The 21,156-nt window shown below is 64.7% G+C and carries 20 protein-coding genes and 1 tRNA gene; 6 read left to right on the top strand and 15 right to left on the bottom strand.

Annotated elements, in window-relative coordinates; genetic code table 11:
* Positions 1-21 precede the first annotated feature (21 nt).
* Complete coding sequence (locus tag GSQ89_RS34240) at positions 22-2,382, top strand: methyl-accepting chemotaxis protein (protein WP_158932592.1); 2,361 nt, start codon at positions 22-24, stop codon at positions 2,380-2,382.
* Positions 2,383-2,389: 7 nt separating this feature from the next.
* Here the strand turns inward: GSQ89_RS34240 and GSQ89_RS34245 are convergent, their stop codons facing one another.
* The 4 genes from GSQ89_RS34245 to GSQ89_RS34260 form a co-directional block, all read right to left on the bottom strand.
* Positions 2,390-2,857, bottom strand: a complete 468-nt coding sequence (locus GSQ89_RS34245; RefSeq protein WP_158932593.1) for a hypothetical protein — start codon at positions 2,855-2,857, stop codon at positions 2,390-2,392.
* Positions 2,858-2,906: 49 nt separating this feature from the next.
* Positions 2,907-3,062: a DUF3309 family protein gene (locus GSQ89_RS34250; protein WP_158932594.1), complete on the bottom strand. Its 156-nt coding sequence runs from the start codon at positions 3,060-3,062 to the stop codon at positions 2,907-2,909.
* 240 nt (positions 3,063-3,302) lie between these two features.
* Positions 3,303-3,452 (bottom strand): entericidin A/B family lipoprotein, encoded by a 150-nt coding sequence (locus tag GSQ89_RS34255; protein WP_174254971.1) that lies wholly within the window; start codon positions 3,450-3,452, stop codon positions 3,303-3,305.
* Between the two features lie 878 nt (positions 3,453-4,330).
* Positions 4,331-5,323 carry a lipid A deacylase LpxR family protein gene (locus GSQ89_RS34260; protein ID WP_158932595.1) on the bottom strand — a complete coding sequence of 331 codons (993 nt, stop codon included), beginning with the start codon at positions 5,321-5,323 and terminating at the stop codon, positions 4,331-4,333.
* Between the two features lie 114 nt (positions 5,324-5,437).
* Between GSQ89_RS34260 and GSQ89_RS34265 the strand changes: the two genes are divergently transcribed.
* A tRNA-Ser gene (locus tag GSQ89_RS34265) sits at positions 5,438-5,527 on the top strand.
* A gap of 62 nt (positions 5,528-5,589) precedes the next feature.
* Here the strand turns inward: GSQ89_RS34265 and GSQ89_RS34270 are convergent.
* Positions 5,590-6,396: an amidohydrolase gene (locus GSQ89_RS34270; protein ID WP_158932596.1), complete on the bottom strand. Its 807-nt coding sequence runs from the start codon at positions 6,394-6,396 to the stop codon at positions 5,590-5,592.
* A gap of 23 nt (positions 6,397-6,419) precedes the next feature.
* Positions 6,420-7,736: an MFS transporter gene (locus tag GSQ89_RS34275; protein ID WP_158932597.1), complete on the bottom strand. Its 1,317-nt coding sequence runs from the start codon at positions 7,734-7,736 to the stop codon at positions 6,420-6,422.
* 231 nt (positions 7,737-7,967) lie between these two features.
* On the opposite strand from GSQ89_RS34275, the gene GSQ89_RS34280 reads away from it, so the two are divergent.
* Entirely contained in the window at positions 7,968-8,174 is a 207-nt protein-coding gene (locus tag GSQ89_RS34280; RefSeq protein ID WP_158932598.1) for a hypothetical protein, read from the top strand.
* A gap of 11 nt (positions 8,175-8,185) precedes the next feature.
* On the opposite strand, the gene GSQ89_RS34285 is transcribed toward GSQ89_RS34280, so the two are convergent.
* The 4 genes from GSQ89_RS34285 to GSQ89_RS34300 form a co-directional block, all read right to left on the bottom strand.
* Positions 8,186-9,664, bottom strand: a complete 1,479-nt coding sequence (locus tag GSQ89_RS34285; protein ID WP_158932599.1) for a sulfotransferase — start codon at positions 9,662-9,664, stop codon at positions 8,186-8,188.
* 53 nt (positions 9,665-9,717) lie between these two features.
* On the bottom strand, positions 9,718-10,080 hold the full coding sequence (locus GSQ89_RS34290; protein ID WP_254073513.1) for a tetratricopeptide repeat protein: 363 nt from the start codon (positions 10,078-10,080) through the stop codon (positions 9,718-9,720).
* A gap of 13 nt (positions 10,081-10,093) precedes the next feature.
* Positions 10,094-11,542 carry a class I adenylate-forming enzyme family protein gene (locus GSQ89_RS34295; RefSeq protein ID WP_158932601.1) on the bottom strand — a complete coding sequence of 483 codons (1,449 nt, stop codon included), beginning with the start codon at positions 11,540-11,542 and terminating at the stop codon, positions 10,094-10,096.
* 126 nt (positions 11,543-11,668) lie between these two features.
* Complete coding sequence (locus tag GSQ89_RS34300; RefSeq protein WP_158932602.1) at positions 11,669-12,451, bottom strand: PEP-CTERM sorting domain-containing protein; 783 nt, start codon at positions 12,449-12,451, stop codon at positions 11,669-11,671.
* A 232-nt stretch (positions 12,452-12,683) separates the two neighbouring features.
* Here GSQ89_RS34300 and GSQ89_RS34305 point away from each other — a divergent pair, with 232 nt between their 5' ends.
* A complete protein-coding gene (locus GSQ89_RS34305) occupies positions 12,684-13,379 on the top strand; it encodes a phytanoyl-CoA dioxygenase family protein (RefSeq protein WP_158932603.1) in 696 nt (231 codons plus the stop codon).
* A gap of 21 nt (positions 13,380-13,400) precedes the next feature.
* Here GSQ89_RS34305 and GSQ89_RS34310 read toward each other — a convergent pair whose 3' ends face one another.
* The 3 genes from GSQ89_RS34310 to GSQ89_RS34320 all read right to left on the bottom strand — a co-directional run bounded on the left by GSQ89_RS34310 (position 13,401) and on the right by GSQ89_RS34320 (position 16,577).
* Complete coding sequence (locus GSQ89_RS34310; protein ID WP_158932604.1) at positions 13,401-14,246, bottom strand: glycosyltransferase family 2 protein; 846 nt, start codon at positions 14,244-14,246, stop codon at positions 13,401-13,403.
* A gap of 136 nt (positions 14,247-14,382) precedes the next feature.
* Complete coding sequence (locus GSQ89_RS34315; protein ID WP_158932605.1) at positions 14,383-15,171, bottom strand: alpha/beta fold hydrolase; 789 nt, start codon at positions 15,169-15,171, stop codon at positions 14,383-14,385.
* Between the two features lie 125 nt (positions 15,172-15,296).
* Positions 15,297-16,577 (bottom strand): LLM class flavin-dependent oxidoreductase, encoded by a 1,281-nt coding sequence (locus tag GSQ89_RS34320; protein WP_158932606.1) that lies wholly within the window; start codon positions 16,575-16,577, stop codon positions 15,297-15,299.
* A gap of 237 nt (positions 16,578-16,814) precedes the next feature.
* On the opposite strand from GSQ89_RS34320, the gene GSQ89_RS34325 reads away from it, so the two are divergent.
* Entirely contained in the window at positions 16,815-18,227 is a 1,413-nt protein-coding gene (locus GSQ89_RS34325; RefSeq protein ID WP_158932607.1) for an MFS transporter, read from the top strand.
* A 184-nt stretch (positions 18,228-18,411) separates the two neighbouring features.
* Here GSQ89_RS34325 and GSQ89_RS34330 read toward each other — a convergent pair whose 3' ends face one another.
* Complete coding sequence (locus GSQ89_RS34330; protein ID WP_216856550.1) at positions 18,412-18,870, bottom strand: MarR family winged helix-turn-helix transcriptional regulator; 459 nt, start codon at positions 18,868-18,870, stop codon at positions 18,412-18,414.
* 282 nt (positions 18,871-19,152) lie between these two features.
* Between GSQ89_RS34330 and GSQ89_RS34335 the strand changes: the two genes are divergently transcribed.
* Complete coding sequence (locus GSQ89_RS34335) at positions 19,153-20,649, top strand: MFS transporter (protein WP_158932608.1); 1,497 nt, start codon at positions 19,153-19,155, stop codon at positions 20,647-20,649.
* A 55-nt stretch (positions 20,650-20,704) separates the two neighbouring features.
* Here GSQ89_RS34335 and GSQ89_RS34340 read toward each other — a convergent pair whose 3' ends face one another.
* Positions 20,705-21,139: a hypothetical protein gene (locus GSQ89_RS34340; RefSeq protein ID WP_158932609.1), complete on the bottom strand. Its 435-nt coding sequence runs from the start codon at positions 21,137-21,139 to the stop codon at positions 20,705-20,707.
* Positions 21,140-21,156 lie beyond the last annotated feature (17 nt).

The following is a 21,156-nucleotide window of genomic DNA, read 5'->3' on the forward strand; positions in this document are numbered from 1 at the left end:
CCACGGCGTAGGGTTTCGATTGTGTCGATCAAATTGCGGCTTCTCGGCGGTTTTCTTCTCGTCCTGTGCCTGACGATGGGCGTGGCCGCGGTCGGCTGGTCCGGCCTGAGCGGGTATGCAAGCCGTGTCGACATCGCGGCGGCCGGACAGAACGTGGCCGTCCAGATCGACGCCCTGGCCCTGGCGGCGGACCGGGCGGTGGCCGCGGGTGATCCCGACGCGATGGTCCTCCGCGATCCGCTGGACCGGGTGAAGGCCGGCATCGACGGCCTTCGGCTTGTCGTCCGCGACGATGGGGGCGCCATCGACAAGGTGCAGGGCTCGATCGACGCGTTCACGCAAAACCTGGCCGAATACGCGGTTCAGGAGCGGGCACGCAACGCGCTGGTCGCCAGCCGGTTCGCGCTGATCGGCCAGTTCGAGACCGTCGCGACCGAGATCGCCGCGGCGCAGGGTGAGGCGCTGCATGCCGCGGCCGAAACCGAGAAGGCGGGTCGTGCCGATCTGTCGGTGGCGGCTGGGTCGCTGCAGGTGCTGCCGTTCCTGATGGATGCCGCCAGCGACGTCCGCCAGGCGGCGAGCCAGTTCGTCGCCACCGACACCCCGGACACCAGGAAGGCGTTTACCGATGCCCTGGACTGGCTGGGAATGACCGCCAAGACGTCCGCCAGCCGTCAGGGCGCGGGAAGCGCCGGCCAGGACATTGCCGCCGCCGTCACCACATGGACGGCCCTGTTCGCCAAGGACCCGGATGCCGCCCGGGCGGCGGTGCCCGCGCTGGTCGACAAGATCGCCACCGCGGTCAAGAGCATCCAGGGGGGCTTTACCGCCAAGCTGGTCGCCACCTCCGCCAAGTATGACGATCAGGTATCCCAACTCGGCACCGCGACGGCCATCCGCGAGTCCGCGCTTGAGGTCGAGACTTTGGCGCTGCGCGCTCGGCTGGCAGAGCAGGCGCTGGTCTATCGCCACGATGCCGCGGCGGCCAAAATCATCACAAACGTCGCCGGGCAGATCGAGACGTCCGCCGAGGATCTGCTGTACCGGATCGTCAGCCCGGAAACCCAGACGAAATTGAAGGCGCTGATCGCGCAGATCGGCGACTACAAAAAGGGATTGGTTCGGTTGACCGAAGCCCAAGGCAAGCAGGCGACGCTGCTGCGGGATGTGAACACCGCGACCGCGACCGCCATCGCCACCGCACAGAGCCTGACCGACGCCCAGTTGGCGGCGATGCAGGATGAACGCCATCGGGCGGATATGCTGCTGGGGATTGGCGTGGCCTTGGCGCTTGTGCTGGGTTTTGCGCTGGCGTTCGCGATCGGACGCGGCATCACCCGGCCGTTGCGGATGCTGGCCGGCGTGATGGAACGGCTGGCCGGCGGCGACAAGGGCGTCGATATCCCGGGGCGCGAGCGCCGCGACGAGTTCCGCCAGGTGGCCGAGGCGGTCGCGGTGTTCCGGGACAATGCGGTCGCCATGGATCGCATGGCCGCCGAACGGGTGGAAGCCGAAGTCAAAAGCGAAGCCGAGAAACGGCAGGCGGTGCTCGGGCTGGCCGACAGTCTGGACGGCACGGTCAGTTCGGTTATCGACTCGATCGGCACGGCGGCGCATGGCCTGCAATCCACCGCCAGCGGCCTGACCGCGAGCGCGGAGGAAGCCACAAGGCAGGCAACGGCCGCATCCGGTGCGTCTGACATGGCGCTGGCGAATGTCCAGGCGGTCGCTGCGGCGGCCGAGGAGTTGTCGGTTTCGATCGCCGAGATCAGCCGCCAGACCGAATCGTCGGTCGCCGTGGCGGCGCGCGCAGTGGAAAATTCCAATCGCACCAGCAGCCGTATGATGGAACTGAGCCAGGCGGCGGTGCGGATCGAGACGGTGGTGGCGCTGATCCAGGAAATCGCCGGCCGGACTAATCTTTTGGCGCTCAACGCCACCATCGAGGCGGCGCGCGCGGGCACCGCCGGGGCCGGTTTCGCCGTGGTGGCGTCGGAGGTGAAGCAGTTGGCCGCCCAAACCGCCAAGGCGACCAGCGAGATTGCCGTGCAGATCGGCGGGATGCAGCAGGCGACGCGGGAATCGGCAAGTGCCATCGAAGGCATCGCCCGCATCATCGACGAAATGGGCGCGATCACCACGACGATCTCCGAAGCGGTGGAGCAGCAGGGTCTCGCGGCCAGCGCGATTGCGCGCAACATCCAGCAGGCGGCGTCCGGGACGGCGGACGCATCGTCCAGCATCGGCAGCGTCTCGGATGCCGCCCGGCAAACCGGGGACGCGGCCGATGCGGTGCTGTCCGCCGCAGCCGCCCTGGCCCGTGATTCCGACTCACTGCGCGGCCAGGTGCGCCAGTTCCTGCAGCAGGTGGTGAACGGTTAGAAAGCGCTCAGCTCGATAGTGCCTGGTCGATCATCTGCATCGTGTGCTGGGTGTCGCCGGCGGCCAACGCATCGCGCGCGTTCCGGATGGTGGCGATCAGCCGGTTGGTGCCCGGATCGTCGGTCTGATCGACTGGGACCGCCCGATCGAGCGCACGTGTTTCCGCCATTTCAAGCGATTGCTGTGTTGCCCCGGTCTGGCCGGCGGCGAGCGACGCCCGAGCCGCCCTGAGGTAATCCTGCGGCGTGGCGTTTGGGCCGGCGGCCGATGGCGGCAGGGTGGGCGCGATGACCGACCTGGTATCGTTAGGGGTCATGTTGCTGGCGTTGTTCGAGAGCGGCAGGGAGACACCGACGCCGGGTTCGTGGCCGGGCCGGGCGCCGGTGGCGGGGTCGAGGCCCGCTGGCGCCTGGGCCAGCGCGATGGCCGCGCTCATCCCCAGCAATGTAGCGGACGCGAACATGAGGCTACGCATGATGATGAACTCCCTATGGCTTGTGTGGTGAAATGCACGATGGGTCCGGTCATATGCGTCCCATAACCATCAGGACGACCAGGACGATGACGACAAGGCCGAGGCCACCGCTGGGGAAATAACCCCAGTGGGCGCTGTACGGCCATGCTGGAAAAACACCGGCGAGCAGTACTACGACAATAATCAAAAGTAAGAGTGAAGGCATGCTTCCGGTTCTCCTGGGCCGGCTTCCGGCGGGGGCCGGAACGCCGGATTTGGTGTCATTTTGAAGCGTATCCTTTAGGCCGCCGGCCGGGTTTCGGGCCTTGCCGGTGGTTTGCCGCGCTTTGCCATCGACCCGCGGCGTCGCATCGCCGATAACGTTTCCTTCTCCGAACCAATTGCCTGTCGGCCTAACCCTTGGCCAGTGGTGCGTGCCTACTGGGCCCGAACGACAGGCGCCGGGTTACCGTGTGGTGTTGGCGTCGTGGGTGATGGTGTGGCCGGCATCGGAGATGTCACGGCCGGCGCCGGCCGTCGTGTTGCACGCACCCAGCAGGGGCGCCATGCCGATCAGGACCAGAAGCGTCAGGGCAATCGAGATGTTCTTACGCATGATACGAGTTTCCTTATGTATTCCAGGGTTGGCAGAAATCGACCCAAGACGATGTGATCGCCCGGGCAACGGCCACGGCTGATCTGGATTTATCCATGGCCCAACAGGTTGGGACGGTATGGCGAAACGTGACGAACGCTCTTCTTCGTCAAAGCAATCAGGGTTGAACTGCGCAAAATTTGCTTTGGCCATGCAGCCGACCGGTTTGTTTCATATCGCCCTCCGATCCACATATTTGATATCGCCATGGGTCAGGCCGATTTCCAGGGGCGCTATGTCCTGACGTCGCCAGAACGACCAATATAACGGTTTGTTGATCCGATAAAAGATAAGGAATTCCTGGCAACATACACGCGCTATACTCCCGGTTGGTGTGGTCGTTGTTGATCACGGAACTTTTTAGTTCAAATATTTGTTTAGAAATGCCGGTGGTGACTGGCCGTCGATACATCAGCCCTCGTCATGGCCCGGTGCTCAGTCTGAGCCAGCACCTTGCCGTGGCAGATGGCCGGGACTGGCGTGTACAGACCGGAGTCAAGCCAGTCAGTCCGGGCCATGACGAGCCGGCGTCAACCGCGATTGGGATCGGACCACACGGTCCGCATGCTCGGTATGACAATCTGCTCCTTATCGACTGACACCCGCCCTGCGGCGTTCATGGGATGAACGCGACAGAACGGTCCATGGATAAGGGCGTCGAGCCCGCTCTCGCTCTTGTGCCCGACCGGTTCGGGTCTCGTGCGCGCGGAAGGTCTTGGGTGGCCGAACCAGGTTCCGCCGTCACGCCGGACCTGCGTCCTTTCGGCGGGCGCCGGTGGGGTCTGGATGCCTCGCCGGCTATGCTGGTTTCGCTGCCGGGAAGGTTCGCCGGGCCTCGATCAGAAGCGGAATGCGAGGGACGCCGAACCGAACTGGTGCAGGCCGCCGGTCTGGCCATGGAACTCCTGCGTCTGGGCGACGTAGGCGACGGTCAGCCGCATGCCGTAGGCCATGACGGCGAAACCGCCCTGGAATTCGGCGACATCCCATACCGTGGAGACATGCGGGCCGCCGCGGAACGGAGAGGATTGCAGCAGCAGGTCATAGGCGACCGCCTGGCCGTCGGCGCCGGCGAACACATACCAGGCAAACGGCCGGGTCGGCACGAAGACGTCGCCTCCGCTGAGGCCGGGACGAATGCGCGGCACACCGAAATCGGAATCGAGGCCCTGGCCGAAGCGGAAGGTCACGCCGGTCTGGACGTAATCCCGCAGGTCGCCCAGCCCGATCGTCAGGGATGGCAGGGCGTCGGTTTCCAGCCCGGCCACGGTACCCATGGGCAGGCGCCAGGTGCGTTCATGCAGGATTTCGCCGATCGGGGTGTTCTGGATCTGGCTGCCCCAGCCGTTGGTATGGTTCTGGCCGATCAGGTCGTGAAAGCTGTTCTGCAGTTCCTCGGCGCCGGAGGCGGGGCCGACCAGGCCGAGGCTGACGGTCAGGACGCTTCTGGTGTCGGCGGTGTCGCTGATCAGGGAGAAATTGCCGAGGAGAACGCCGGCGAAGGGACGGTCGAACGGGCTGGGGACGGCGAAGGATGTCCCGGCGGGCGTGTAGATCTGCTGAGCGAGGTCGAAAGCGATCCGCTGCTGGCCGCTGCCCCACAGGGTACGGCCGAGATCCGCCAGGAAGTTGGGAACCTGGCCGGTGGGGGACGTCCAGCCGAGGCGCAGGCCGTTGACGTAGAACCGGTCCGGCGGTGTGCCGGTGGTGATCGAGGCGTTCTCGTCCTGCAAGGTCCAGATACTGGCGGTATCGGCGGCCGCCTGCGCATGCGCGGCGAAGGCCGGCAGCACGAGAGTTCCGGCGAGTACCGTGAGGGTCCGAAGGTTCATGAAGCGGGGCTTTGAGCGTGAGAGGGCAGCGGGAACGCGAGACATGATAGGTAACGCAACGTTTCGTCAACACTTGAGGTGTAGGGGATGACGGCGTAGTTTCACAAGGAAATCGGATGGGTGGCCGAGCGGTTTAAGGCAGCGGTCTTGAAAACCGCCGTACGTGTAAGCGTACCGTGGGTTCGAATCCCACCCCATCCGCCATTTTCGGTGCAAATCCGGGCGCCAGTGACCGCTGAGTGCGGGGCGAGCGAGTCACACGTGCCTTAGTTGCTGAAGTAGAGCTTCAGCGGTGTGTCGGCGCCGATGATTCGGCGCTGTTCCGGGTCGGGAACCCACAGCCTGAAGTCGTCGATTGTCTGTTGATAGGTGACCTTGCCCTCGAATGAGGCGAAGGGCGCATCGCTGCCCCACAGCAGCCGTTCGGGCCCGGCCACCTCCAGCAGCTTCGTGGCGTAGGGCATCAGAGAGTCTCGCCCCATGCGGTAGCCGGCGGACAGCTTGACCCAGGTGCGGCCGTTGGCAACGGCGCGCAGCACGGTCTGGAAGGTCGGACAGTCCAGGCCCAGCCTGACGTCGGGATAGCCGAAATGGTCGAGCACGGTGTTGACACCGCTGGCCTCCACCGTCGGCATGATCGCCGGCAGGCGGCCGGGGCCGACATGCAGGTGGACGTGCCAGTCGAGATCGCGGATGCGGCGCAGCAGGCGCTTCCATTCGTAGGATTCGATGTTGGGCAGGCGGTCGTCGGATAGCGAAATCCACACCAGGCGGACGCCGTTGATCCCATCGGCCGCCATTTTCTCCATCGTGTAGAGATCGAGGGTTGGATCGGCGATGATGGTGCCGCGCAGGCGCTTGTGCCGGCGCACCGCTCGTATCACGTGGTCGTTATAGGTGCCGTAGAGGCTGGCGCCGGCGATCACCCCATACTGGACGCCGAACTGGTCGAAGGTCGCCAGCACCTGCTGCACGGTGAAGTCGTAGTCGGGGGTGTGGCGGGGCTTGTCGACGAACGGCAGGGTCTTGTCGAACAGGTGGAAATGGCAGTCGACCAAGGGGGCGTCGGTCATGGGGACTTCCTTCGATCTGGCGGTCATGCCTGGCGGGCGATGGGTTTCGGCTGCAGGAAGATCGCCACACCGCCGATGAAGGCGCAGACGCCCACCGCCAGCAGAGCGGGCGGAAAGGTGCCGGTCGCCTGCCGTATTGCCCCGATCATCCACGGCGCAACGAAGCCCGACAGGTTACCGATCGATACCACCATGGCGATGCCGACCGCGGCGGTCTTGTCGGAGAAACTCTCGCTAATGCCGGACAGGAACGGGCCTTTGACCGCGAAGGTGCCGATGGCGGACACCGACAGCGCGATCAGCGTCCACACCGGGGAGTCAATCCAGAAGCAGGCGGCCATGCCGATCGCCGACACGATGCCGGCGATGGCGGTGTGCCAGGTGCGTTCCCGGGCTTTGTCCGAGTGCCTTGCCCACACGATCATGGCGACGGCGCCGCAGAGAAACGGAATGGCGGAGACGAAACCGGTCTCGACATTGGTCAGGCCGAAGCTTTTGACGATCTGCGGCAGCCACAGCGCCAGGCCGTAGCTGGGAATGCCGGTGCCGAAGAACACCAGCGACAGGACGATCACGCGCGGGTCGGCGAGCAGGCGCAGGGACTGCAGCAGGTTCAGCTTGGGGGTTTTCTCGGGGTGTTGGGCGCGTTCGCGTTCGAGCGTGCGTTGAATCCAGTCGCGTTCCTCGGGCTTCAGCCATTTCGCTTCCGCCGGCGTATCGGTCAGGGTGAACCAGATGATGATGCCCAACAGGATGGCGGGCACCGCCTCCAGGATATACAGCCACTGCCAGCCCTTGAAGCCCAGCACGCCGTTCAAACCGAGCAGGGCGCCGGAGATGGGGGCGCCGATGACGCTGGAGAGTGGGATGCCGATCGCGAACATACTGATGTAGCGCGCTCTATAGCTACGGGGCAGCCAATAGGTCAGGTAGAGCATGACGCCGGGGAAGAACCCGGCCTCGACGGCGCCCAGCAGGAAGCGGACGATGTAGAAGGAGGTGACGGAGTTGACGAAGAACATCGCGCCGGCGACTAGTCCGCAACACACCATGATGCGGGCGAGCCAGATGCGGGCGCCGATTTTCTCCATCAGGTAGTTGCTGGGTGTTTCGAAGATCAGGTAGGCGAGGAAGAACAGTCCGGCGCCGAAACCGAACACCGAGGGCGACATGTGCAGGTCGCGGGACGCGGTGATGGCGGCGAAGCCGATGTTAACACGGTCCATATACGAAATGATATAGCTGACCGCCAGCACAGGGACGCAGCGCAAGGCGACACGCCACAGCAGCTTGCGGGCGAATTCGGAATTCTCGTCGGCTAAGGCGGTCGCGTCACTCATGGTCGTCTCCCGGTCGCTGTCCCGATCTGTAAGGCGGATCGTCGAACTGCCGGGAGTCGGCGAACTCTGTATCCTGGGCCGTCATGTCCACCGGGTTGGCGTTGATCGCCGGCGGCCAAGTGCCGTGAAGAGCGACGGATCGTCAAGACCGTAGGGGCGTTCGAATGCGGGCGACTGCCAGCACGTCTCGGTCGTTTTCGACCCGTCCGGAGTGGATCGCGCATAGCCCACATGAAGGTGCGGCACTGGACCGACGTCGAAGTCCTGCATTTCATCGACCGTCATGTGCTGTTCGGACGCGGGGTCGGCCATGTCGATGCTCATTTGCTTGCCGCGGTTCGATTGACCGCCGGCGCGGGGCTTTGGACCAACGACCGAAGACTGCATGGCGTCGCCGATGAACTGGGGTTGGCAACGGTTCGGCACCGCGGGTCATAGGATCGCGGTGCTCAATCGTCGTCCGGCACCAGCCCCTTCAGTCCATCCAGCAACGGCCCCAGATGCTTGCGATAGTTCCGCCAGCGGCCCACCGAACTGCTGTACAACGGTTGCCGCACCTGCCAGAGGCTCGCGGTGAACACTGGGCGTTCGGTCTCGTGGAACGCCAGGCACGCCGGCTCCCAGTCCAAGCCTAGGAAGGCGATTAGCCGCCGGCTCTGTGCTTCCAGGTTGGCGACCAGGTCCTCATATCGGACCTCAAGGATGCGCAGTGGCACTACCGCGCGCCAATGTGCCAACAGCCAGTCTATCTCTCGAAACCGTACGGCCAGTTCTGTCTGATCGGTGGACCACGCCTGGCCCTCGGCGAATTGCTGAAAATGGCAGGACAGGCACACGTCGCGCGGATCGCGGCGACACACGATGACCCGAGCGCGGGGAAACAGCACGGCGATCTGGCCCAGTATCCGGCAGTTGTCCGGCATCTTGTCGATCACGCGCACCGCGTCGCCGCCCTGTTCGCGCATCCAGTCGAGATGCGCCGTGGCCGCCCCTCGCACCGCCTCGCGGTCCCACGCGGCGGGCGGACGATGCATGTCCCCGCCGTTCAGCGTCCGAACGATATTGCTGACATCCTTGCTTTCGCCGGTGCCGAAAACCTCGCTGTGGCTGGCGGCGATCTGCTCCACCAGCGAGGTCCCGGACCGAGGCATGCCGACAATGAACACCGGCAATTCCGACGGATCCCCCCAACCGGCGGTGGCCGTAAACTGCTGACGGGTGAAGGTGGAAATCGCCCAATCGACGTAGCGTCGCAGTCCGGGACCGTCGAAGGCCATGCCGGCGTCGTTCCAGACGGTTCTGATGAGCCGGTTGGCCGCATCGAATGCCGTGAAGGCGGTGTCGTAATCACCGCTCCGGTCCAGCAATGTGCCCATCGCCATCCCGGCGGAAATTCTCTCCCGCAGCGGCTCCGCCGCGTTGTCTAGGGTGGCATGCAGCCGTGAAATTTCGGCCGCGTCGCCGTCGTGCCGGCCGATCGCGGTCAGTCCCCGTCGTGCCTCGGCCGAGTCCGGTTTCAGCGCGAGCGCCTTGCGGCAACAGTCTTCCGCCTCGGCGAAACGGCCCATTGCCGTGAGGTTGGCGCCGAGAGCGAGCCACATTTCGGTGCGATCCGGGGCCAGCGCCAGGGTGCGGCGGGCGGCGGCGGTGGACCGGTCGAGATCCCGTAAACGCCGAGCGGTCACCGCGACGGCCGTGTGCGTATCGGGGTTTTCGGGATCCAGGACGGCGGCCTTTTCGTGCCACATCAACGCCTGATCCAGCCGGTCGAGGCTTGCGAAGCTGGTGCCGAGGTTGATCATGGCATCGATCCGACCGGGGTCCAATGCGAGCAGGGCCGTCAGTGTCTCGACCGAGGCCGCTGTGTCGTTCAGGCGGATCATGGCGTTGCCGAGCAGGGCGAGGATATCGGATGAGTTCGGCGCCAAGACGACGGCTCGGCGTAAAGCACCGACCGCGCCGGCATCGTCGTCCAGGCCGATCAGGATCGTCCCAAATTCAGATGCGCCTCGGCCAGATCGGGGTCCAGGGCGATGGCGCGCCTTGCCAGATCCGCCGCGGCCTGCGGTGCGCCGGTCATCAACTTGGCCCGGGACAGGTTGCTGAGTGCCTCGGGGAAGTCGGGATCGGCCGCCAAGGCGTGGGTCAACAGCGCGATGGCCTGCCAGGGGTCGCCGCGTTCCTGCATGATGACGCCGAGAAGATTGAGCGCGTCGGGGTCATCTGGATCGTGGCGCAGAACCGCTCGGTAGCCCGCTTCGGCCAGCTCCAACCGCCCGGCTTCGTGCTGTGCCAGCGCGGCGGCGAGGGTTTGTTGCTGGTTGGGATCGTCCGGGCGGGGCATCGGCAAGGGGCGATCAGTCCGGTTGCCGCGTCAACGCGAACTGGACCAATTCGTCCCGCATCAGCTTGCCGTTGGCGTTGCGTGGCAGCCCCTTTACCTGAAGAATGAATCTCGGCGATTTCTCCGCCAGCCTGGCGTGACAGAGCGCCTTCAGGGCGGCGGTTTCCACGGGCGTGCCGGCGACGATCGCGGCCCAGATCCGCATCACCCCCATGCTGTCCGGCACGGCGAACACGGCGGCGTCGGTCACCTGGGGCAGCGACAGCAACACATCCTCGATCACAAGCGGGCTGACTTTGATGCCACCGCTGTTGATGAAGTCGCCGGCGCGTCCGGACACCGTCAGCAAGCCTTCGCCCGACACCGAACCGATGTCGCCGGAATAGAACCATCCGTCCCGGAAGACGCTGTCGGATGGCGCCCCATCGTCACCGAGATGGCCGGCGATGCAGTTCGCACCCCTGATCCGCAGAATCCCCTCGGCGTTCGGCGGCATTGGCTGGTCTTCGGCATCCACCACCTGGACCTCGACGCCGGGATGTACCAGGCCCACGGCGCGCGGGTCGCCACCCAAGGCGGCGAACGGCCCGGATGCGATGCCGCCGGCCTCGGTCGCGCCGTAATGGGATATAAGGCGGGCGCATAGTTTGTGCTCAGCCAGCGTACGCAGGCGGGATGGCAGGGCGCTTCCGCTGACCTCGATACTGACCAGTGATGGCAAGGGTTGGGCGTCATCCGGCAGCGCGCCGACGAGTTTTTGCAGCGAAACCGGCGCGATCGCCATTGAGTCGACCCGGTGGCGCCGGATGGCCATGACGGCTTGCGCCGGATTGGTCAGCACAAGGGTGCCTCCGCTCCAGAACGTGCGGAGCACCTGTGTCAGTCCCCAGGTGATGCCCATGCCCACCGCACAGATATGCACGGACCGTGGCAAACTGGACGCACGCCAGTTGTCCATCACCCGGCCGGTCATGAGGTCATGGCTGACGGCGGAGAATTTCGGCACACCGGTGGTGCCGGAAGACGCGAAGATCCGAAAGATCGCCGAACCGCCGGAATGGATGGGCATGGGGGACGGTTCTGTTCCGGACATGGACCCGGATGCGGGCAAACCGGTCCAAAGCCGCTCGATCGGCATGCTGTGCACGCCCGGTTTCGCGGTTCGGCCGCCTTCCGTGATGCAGAAGTTCATGCGTTCGGCGGGCAGGGTTATGTCGGCGGTCTCCACGCCCAGCCGTGCCAGCGCCATCGCGGCCACCAGCGCGGCCATTTCGTTCGGGCCGGCCATCGCCAGTCCGACGGTTTGCCCGCTAACGACGCCCAACCCGGCGAGATGCGCCGCCATCGCGTCGATCATCCGATCGAAATCGCGGTACGACACGCCGGCATGATCGGCGCCGATAACGGCCAGGGTGCCGGGGTTGAGCAACGCGAGGCGACGAATGGGGGCGGTGATGTTCATGGTGCCAGGGACAGATCGGATCGCACATGCCGAAGGCGGCAGCCGGCATGGTAGCACGACGGCTGAAAAAGCCGCTTCAACGGCGCGTCGCCGATGCACCGCCGTCCATCCCTGGCACGCCGGCGATCAGGCTTTGGACGGGCGCTTACGCCTGAGCCTGCGCACCAGGCCGGTCGCGACGCCGCCCAATGCCAGGACGGAAAGGGTCGCCGGCTCCGGCACGGACGGGGCCGTGATCACGCCGCTGATCGCATAAATAGGCTGCGTGCTGGCGTCGGGATAGGCGAAGCCGGTGCTCAACATATCCGAGGTGAAAAAATCCCATCCGGTGACCGGGGTCGATGTCCCCAGTTGTTGCCCGGACACCCCGGTCCCGTCCGCGTTTGAGCCGGTCCAGACGTAGGCACCAAAGTTCGGGCTGCCGTTTTCGTCCTCATCGATCAGGTTCAGGATGGAACCGGCGAACAGGGCGTTGGTCGAGGTGGCCACCTCGGTGGTGCCATCGACCAGGAATATCGGCACGTTGGCGTTGCAACTGGTGCCGCATGAGATGTTGCTGGCGGCACTCTCCGTCGACGTGCTGGTGATCGCATACCATAGCGTGCTCGGCAGGCTTGAATTGCCATCGGCCTGGGAGGTGGCGAAATCGTTGTAGGTGCTTTCAGCCGTCGAGGTGGCCGTTGTCAGTCCATCCGTGACGAATGCCAGCCGGTATTGGGTCACGCCGGCCGGCGGGACGAAGGTGGGGGTTGCCAGTGCGGCGCTGGATGCACCGAGGAGGCAAACGGCGGTGAAGGAAGCGCCCAACCAGGGGCCGTCCCATCCCAGTACGCCCCGGCGATCATCCTCGCTGGCCGTTGCACGGGGCGGCCAGGCGGCGGGCGGCATGATGGCGGGTGTCTTCGGCATGTCGGGCATCGGCTTTCTGTTTCATCGACAATTCGTAACCGGAGGTTGCATGCAAATAACGCGCCGGAGAAATTATTGCCGCTATTCAAGGATATACGACGCCCATGCTGGAATAAACGCACGGTTGTGTAAAGTTTTCCGACACTTAAGATGATTCGGCCGGGGTGTCGCCCTCGCGGGCTGCCAGCGGCAAAGCGCTGGGCGCGACCCCGGCTTGTGGGTAAGGTAGGCCATGGTTGAATCGTTACAGCGCACGAAAGTTGGCCGGCTTGGCAGCGAGGATGCCAGGCGTCTCGATGATGATGGCTTTCTTCTGTTACGTGGCGCTGTTCCGACCGATTGGACCGAGTCACTTCGCACGGCGTTCGAGGCCGGTGAACGGCCTTCCCACGCGTGGCCGGTCCCGCGCGGCCATGATTGGCGCCATGCGTTGCTCGATCTCGACCCCGCGGTGCAACGTGTCTGCCGCCTGCCGATGCTGCTCGCCGCCGCGTATCATATCGTGCGGCTGCCGTTCTTTCTGGCGCAGGTTGAGGGGCGCGAACCGCGGCTTGGCGGCGGCATGCAGTTGCTTCACCGGGACGGGCCCGAGTCCAGCCTGACACCGACGGTTTCCGCCCTGGCCTTCCTTGACCCGTTCGGGCCGGACAATGGCGCCACGCAGGTCGTGCCGGGCACGCATCAAGGCGAGGGTCGAAAGGTCCCGCCAGGACGGGACCATCCGCGGGCCATGCCACTATCCGGGCAGGCCGGCGATATCCTGGTCTTCAGCGCCAACCTGCTGCACGGCGCGACCCGCAACCACAGCGGCGAGCCACGCCGCTCGCTGCTGATCTGCTATGCCGCGGTCTCGCAGCGGGATGACCATCGGGCGACCAGGACGATGCGGGCTGTACGGATGGAGACCGACGAGGTGTTCGACGCTTGAGGTGCGGCGGCGATTGGGCGCTTACGAGGCGACGATGGGGTGTCCCTTGGCGTACAGCAAGAGGGCGGCGTCCAGGCTGTCGCAAACCTGTTGGAGCAGGGTCTCGCCAACCGCCGGTCCGATCGCCGTTTCCCAGGCTTTGACGGCGTCCACCATGTCGTAGACCGCCCTGAGCAGGGCCACGGCGGCGGGGTAGCCGTCTGGGGTGGTGTCCCGGGTACGGGACATCCAGTGATCGATCCGTTGATGGGCGAAGGCGGCGAAGCCTTCGGGGCCGGCGGTGATCCCGGATCGGTTGGCGCGGGAGGTGTAGCGGTTGGTTTTCTCGATCCAGCCGTGGGTGTCGGCGTAGGACAGATGGTGGATACAGACGCCCTGGTCGGCGTCGAATTGGGTGACCCGGTCGGAATGGCGGACGATCCCGGCGTGGACGGTGCGGGAGAAGGTGACGGCGCCCCGGCGGAACAGCCGGACGTGGTGTTCCGGCCAGTAGTAGGCGCGTTCGTCGTGGCGGCCAAGGATGTAGTGGCGCAGGGGGAATTCGTAGACCTCGGCGGTGGGGGCGGCGAGTTCGGCGTGGATGGCGGCGGCGGATTCGGGGCTGAGGCATTCGTCGTCGTCCATGAACAGGATCCATTCATGGCGGCAGAGTGACAAAGCGAGGGTACGAGTTTCCTCGACTGTGGGGGTCCAGGGGACGGTGACAACCTGGTCGGCGTGGGCCTCGGCGATGGGGCGGGTGGCGTCGGTAGAGGATTTGTCGACGACGATGAGTTCGTCGGCGAAGCGGAGGGCGCGCAGGCAGGTGCCGAGAATGGCAGCGCGGTTGTAGGCGATGACGAAGGCGCTGAGTTTGGGGCGCGGCATGCGGGGGCCTCGGTGGGGTGTGGCGGGCGACCGTATGCGGGGTTGGTTAACGGGGCGTTAATGGGTGGGGTGAACCGGCTGGGGGCAGATGGCCGGGACTTCGCCCGGCCATGATGGTGAGAGCGGGATTAACGCCCTAGCGTTCATCCAGGAACGCGAGGATTTCCCGACCGACTTCGGTTGGCTGGTCGAGTTCGGCCAGGTGGCCGGCGTTGGCGATGATTTGTGTCGTGGTGGGGCCGGTGATGCCTTTGGCGAAGGTTTCGGCGTAGGCGCGGGGCATGATCTTGTCGTGTTCGCCCCATAGCAGAAGCGTGGGGGCCTTGATCAGGCGCAGGCGTTTTTCCAGGCGGGTGTTGCCCAGCGGCCAGAAGATGCGGGCGGCGGCCTCGTTGGAGCGGACTTGCTCGATCGGCCATTCGACGGAGTTTTCGCCGACGGGCGGGGCTTTCAGGGCCTTCCAGATCTCGGGGTCGGCGCACATCAGGCCGGGGACAGCGTCGCCGCGCTGCGCCCAGGGGTCGGTGGGCGGGTTGTTCACGTCGAACAGGCCAAACGGGGCGATCAGGGCGAGTTTGCCGACGCTGGCGGGCCAGAGCGCGGCGACCTCGGCGACCAGGGAGGCACCGACCGAACTGCCGGCCAGGTCGGCGCCGGCGAGACCGGCCTGATCGAGGATTTCCCTGACCGCGACCAGCCAGTCGAGGTGGGAGTCGAGCACGGTGTGGCCCCGGTCGCCGCCGGGGAAGCCGGGCAGGGACGGGACGATCACGGTGCGGGTCTGGGCGAGTTCGTCCAGGAAGGGGATCCAGCGGGGCAGGCCGCCAAAACCGGCGAGGAAGCCGAGTTTCGGGCCGGTGCCCTTGCGCCAGATGCGCGTGGAGAAGCCGTTGACCTCGATGGTCATCGTTTCGGGGTCAGTCACGTTTTGCTCCGTGGCACATTTCGCTCCGTTGTTAGTCGGGGGACCGCTACCGGCGCCGTGGTTGGTCCAGGCGTGGATGGCGGGCCTGCGCCCGCCATGACGTTGAATGGGCCTGCGGCCGCTTGTTATTCGGCGGCCAGCCTGGGCGTGTAGGCGGGGACCTCGGCGCGCTGGCTGGTGTCCATCGGGTTGGGCCACCAGTGGTCGGTCCAACTGGCGTGGACGTCCCGCAGTTTCGGCATCACCTGTTCGGCGAACAGCTTGGTGTTGTAGCGGGTCAGGTCCTTGCTCATGTTGCCGTATTGCAACAGCAGCATCAGGTGGCCGACGTTCAGTTGGGTGGCGACTTCGCGAAGCTGTTCGGCGACCTCGTCGGGGGAGCCGATGATGACGTAGCCGTTCTCGACGATCTTATCCATCTCGCGGGCGACGGAGGCGAAACGTTCGCCGGTGGATTTGCCGCGGACGACGGAATCGGCGGCCTGCCTGATCTGGCTTTGGATGCCGGCGCGCTGGCTGCCTTCGCTGGTGTAGCCGGGTGGCGTGGCCCATTTCGGATCGACGTGCAGGCAGCGGCCGTAGAAGTATTCGGCGGCTTCGGAGTATAGGTCGAACGCCTGCTGGCGGGATTCGGCGACGCCGACGAATTGCAGGAAGCCGGCCTGGTATGGGTTGCGGTCCTTCCCCAGCCGGTCCATTTCCGCCCAGAACCCATCCATCGTCGCTCGGCCGGCTTTGTAGCCGTAGTAGGACAGGTAGCAGTAGACGTAATTCATTTCGGCGCACCAGCGCCAGGTTTCCACGCTGCCGCCGCCGGGGACCCAGATCGGCGGATGCGGGTTCTGCACCGGGCGCGGCCAGATGTTGATGTAGCGCTGCTGGTTGAAGCGGCCGTTGAAGGCGAAGGTGTCTTTCTCGGTCCAGGCGCGGACAACGAGGTCGTGCGCTTCGTGATAGCGATCGCGCAACTGGCTGGGGTTTGTGCCGTAGGCGTAGCAGGTGTCCATCGGCGTGCCGACGGGGAAGCCGGCGATCAGGCGGCCGCCGGAGATGCAGTCGATCATCGCGAATTCTTCCGCCACGCGCGTGGGCGGGTTGTACAGCGCCAGCGAGTTGCCCATGACGCAGATCGCGGTGTCCCGGGTGCGGCGGGCGAGGGAGGAGGCGATCAGGTTGGGCGACGGCATCAGGCCGTAGCCGTTGGAGTGGTGCTCGTTCACGCAGACGGCGTCGAAGCCGACCTCGGCGGCGTATTCGAGTTCGTCCATGAAGTCGTTGTACATCAGGTGGGCGCGCTTGGGGTCGAACAGCGTGGAGTGGATGTCCACCCAGACCGACGGATTGGCCTCCCGGAAGTCCTCCGGCAGTTCCGTGTAGGGCATCAGATGGAACCACATCAGCTTCATGGGCGACCTCCGGGTTGGCTACTGGTCAGTATTGCTGGGGGCCAGTGGGTATGTCAATTTTCGATGGCGATTTTGCCCGATACGCGGTGGCCCGCGGACTCCACCGTGATTGAAACGATTGGCCCGGCCTGGACCTGGGTCGCGCCGCAGTGCAGACTTCCCGAGCAGGAGTTTCAAACAGATTCAGACGCTCCGCTCAGGCAAGTAGCGCGCCCAGACGCGCACGGGAGAGACACGATGGCTTCGACGTTAGTTGCTACGCCGGCGGCAGAGATTACGGCCAGATTGGACCGTCTGCCGATGACCCGCCACATGTGGATGTTGGTGCTGCTAATATCGCTTGGGGGATGGTTCGATACGTATGCGATCTTTCTGACCGGATCCATCGCGCCGGGCATGTTTGCAGACAAGATCTTCACCCCCACTACGGTTTCCGTGTTTGGCTTCACCGGCCTGGCGTCGTTCATCGCCGCGCTGTTCGGCGGCCTGTTCATCGGCACGATGTTCTTCACCCGGGCGGCCGACCGGTTTGGACGAAGAACGGTATTCACCTTTTCGCTTGTCTGGTATTGTGTCGCCACGCTGATCATGGCGTTCCAATATACGCCGAATGGTGTGAACCTGTGGCGCTTCATCGCCGGCATCGGTATCGGCGTTGAGCTGGTCACCGTCGATACATTCATTTCGGAGTTAGTGCCGAAACGCGAGCGCGGCAAAACCTTCGCCATCCAGCAATCCATCGGGTTCATCCCCGTCCCCGTCGTCGCCCTGCTGGCCTGGCTGCTGAACGGTACGGCCCCGTTCGGTTTGTCGGGCTGGCGCTGGGTGGTCATCATCGGGTCGGTCGGCGCGATCATCGTCTGGGTCGTCCGCTTCTCGTTGCCGGAATCACCCCGCTGGCTGGCCCAGCAGGGCCGCGTCGACGACGCCGATCGCGTCATGCGCGCCATCGAAGCGAAGGTCGCAGCCCAGAACGGAGGGACGCTGCCGGCGCCGGAACCACCGGTGGCCGAGGATCCGCGCAAGGGCAAGTTGTCGGAAATCTTCAACCCGACCTATCGCAGCCGCACGATCATGCTGTCGGTGGCGAACTTCTTCCAGACCATCGGCTTCTACGGTTTCGCGAACTGGGTGCCCACGCTGCTGATCGCCAAGGGCATCCACATCTCGCAGACCCTGGAATATTCGTTCATCATCGCGTTCGCCTATCCGCTGTTCCCGCTGTTCAGCAGTATGTTCGCTGATCGTATCGAACGTAAGTGGCAGGTCTGCATTTCGTGTATCGGGATCGCGGTGTTCGGCATCGCCTTCGCGTTCCAGACGAGTGCCGGCCCGTTGATCGTCATCGGCACGTTGCAGACGATGATGAACGCATGGCTGTCGTTCTCGGCGCATAACTATCAGTCGGAACTGTTCCCAACCCGGGTGCGAGCCACGGCAGTGGGATTCGTCTATTCGTGGAGCCGGTTCAGTACCATCTTCACCGGCTTCATTATCGCCTGGATCCTGCAGCAATTCGGCGTGCCGGCGGTGTTCATGTTCGTCGCCAGCGCGATGGCCGTCGTCGTGCTGTCGATCGCGGTGTTCGGCCCGCGGACCAACGCTCTGTCGCTGGAGGAGATCGCCCGGGAACTGCCGCAGGAGGGGTAACCCGTCTGACACCATCGTGGCGGGCGCAGGCCTGCCACGATGGGGCCGGGCGCCATCTCCGTTGGTCGCCTGAAGTGCTGACCGACAATGTGCGGCAAGACAGCCGCGACAATGGTCGGCTCGAGTGCGGCCATGAAAGTCGCGATCACGGCCTGGCGACCGCGATGGACATCCTGCCACTCGTTCAGAAATTCATGCGGCCGATGCCGTTGAGGACTGCGCGTAGCTGCTTTGCTTCGCCGCCGCCGAAGGTGCCTTCAAACCTGTCCTGGGCGGCCTGCCAGAGAACGGTCGACTCCTTCAGCTTCTCCAGGCCTTTGGGCGTCAGGCGCACCAGCCGGATCCGTTTGTTTTTGGGGTCTTGATTGATGGTGACCAACCCATCGCGTTCGAGCGGAGCGAGGTTGTGGGTGAGTGCGCTCCGGCAGAGCACCAGTTCATCGGCAAGTTCGCCCATCGTCGGCGCGCCGGCACGGCTGATGTAGCCGAGGATGGATCGCTGCGTGGTCTTGAGACCGCACTGCGCGATGTACGAATCGTAGATCAGGGATACCCGCCGCATCGCCCGGCGCAATGCCGTTGCATTGCATCGTCCGCATTCGGGCATCTCGCTCCACTGCAGAGGGGGATCGTCGTCAACCATCGGGGCTCCGGCGGAAGTTACTTGCATATTCAAATATCGTAGGTGACTATGCGCCATTTCGCAAGGTTGCATATCCAACTGTTCAGGAAGAACCGGTGCGATCCTATGGTCTGGTTGCCGGCGTGTGGCACGGCCGGGGGATTGGATTCGGCGTTGCCAACCGGCCTCGTACGGCGGTGACCATCAGGCAAACCATTCGTCGTCGGGCTCGGTCTGTTCCTGAACTTGAGTATGCAACTGTTTGTCGATGTTTGAATATTCAACTGTCAAAGGCGCCTTCAGATGTCGCGGCTGTCCACCTTCCTCATCCTGCTTTGCGTGTCCGTCCCCTCCTTCATGATCAACCTCGACGCGAATATCGTCGCGGTGTCGCTGCCATCGATCGCGCATTCCCTCGGTGCGTCTTTTGCCGACGTCGAGTGGGTCATTAGCGCCTATACGCTGACCTTTGCTTCCTTTGTCCTTCCCGGCGGTACGCTCGGGGACCGCTTCGGCCGGAAGCGCATCCTTCTCATCGGACTCTTCCTTTTTACGACTGCGTCGTTCGTCTGTGGCGCGGCACCGAACGCCTTGGCGATCAATCTAGCCCGAGCGGTCCAGGGTTTGGGGGCGGCGTTCCAGCTAAGCGCCGCGCTCGCCATCCTGTCGTTCGAATTTCGCGGCCCAGCCAGGGCGAAGGCAATCGCCTTCTGGGGGACGGTCATCGGGGTTGCCATGACCCTTGGCCCGATTTGTGGGGGCTTCATCACCCAGACGATCGGGTGGGAATGGGCCTTCTATGTCAATATCCCGATCGGGGTGGTTTTGATGATCGTGACGTCGATTGCGGTGAAGGACTCACGCGATCCATTGACGACCCGCCTCGATCTTCTTGGTTTGGTTCTGTTTTCCGGCGCGCTGTTTTCCGCCACGTTCGCCTTGATCACCGGCAATCAACACGGGTGGGGCAGCCACGGCGTGGTGGGTGCATTCGTCGCGGCGGCCATCCTGTCAGTCGCATTCGTCATCGCTGAAACGAGGCAGGCGCGACCCATGGTCGACCTGTCGTATTTCCGGCATCCGACCTATATCGGCGCCACCATCGCGACCTTGGGGTCCGCGACCGTCAACGCGACGACGCTGACCTATTTGCCACTGTATTTTCAGAGCGCTCTCGACGGCTCACCGCAGTCGGCCGGCCTGATGATCCTGCCGGTGGCGCTGCCGATGTTCATCATTCCCCGGATCGTCAGTGCCTATCTGTCCCATCGCGTTTCCGGCCGCGACCTGGTTTCGATCGGCCTGCTGCTGAGTGGCGTGGGGCTTCTGTCGCTCGGGTATGGAGCGGCGAGGCAGAGCTTTGAACAGATGGTGCCGGGCCTCGTCCTTGTCGGCATGGGTGCCGGCTTCATGAATGGAGAAATCGCACGCGTCAGCATGACTGTCTTCTCACCCGAACGAGCGGGCATGGCGGCTGGGATGGGCGGCACGGTTCGCTTTGCCGGCATTGTTCTCGCCTTTGCCGCCCTCGGTGCGGTTCTGTTCGCGGTCATTGTGCGGGACCTCTCCGGGTTGGCGCCCGATGCGCGGTCGCTGGCTCAGCAATTGATGTCCGGAGCGCACCTCGACGGGTTGCCTTCCGAGGCGACGGCGATCGTCGCCCAGGGCTATTCCACGATCTTTACCATTGTCGGCGTTCTCATCCTCGCAGCGACGTTCGCTGCCTGGCGCCTGATCAGCGAAAAGGACACGGCGCCGGTATCCGCCTTGCCCGCAGCTGCCGCGGTGACCGCTGAGTGAAGGCATGAACCACGCGATCGAACGTTCGGGAGGGTTCGACCCCGCCGATCATGGCCTACCGCCGCCCGTCCAGCCGGGGCTCCGACCGCTGAGGCTGCACGATCCGTGGCTCCTGCCGCTGGAAAGGCCGTGTGTTCGGCGATGGCGCCAGCCGCTCCCGAGGTTCGTGGTCGTCATACAGGTCCTGCGCCGCCGGCGGGATCGGCGGGCGGTCGTCGGCGCGAACGTCGCGCCGCTGCGCCTGCTGGATCGGGGCGTAGACGTCCTCGAAATCGATCTCTTGCGGACCCGCCGGCAGCCGCAACGCCAGGTGGCGGATTTCCTGCTGGATCTCGTCCAGCCGGGTCTCGATCACTTCCAGGCGGGTTTTGACCCCCAGGACGCTGAACGGCATGAACAGGAAGGCCAGCGCATATAGCAAGGCGGGCACGAGAAGCACGAGTGGCACCCACCAGGGTACCCAGTCGGGTAGGGCAAACGGCATGTTCATGCCGGATTCCTAGCACC

This window comes from Acidisphaera sp. S103, assembly GCF_009765975.1.
Lineage (GTDB): Bacteria > Pseudomonadota > Alphaproteobacteria > Acetobacterales > Acetobacteraceae > Rhodopila.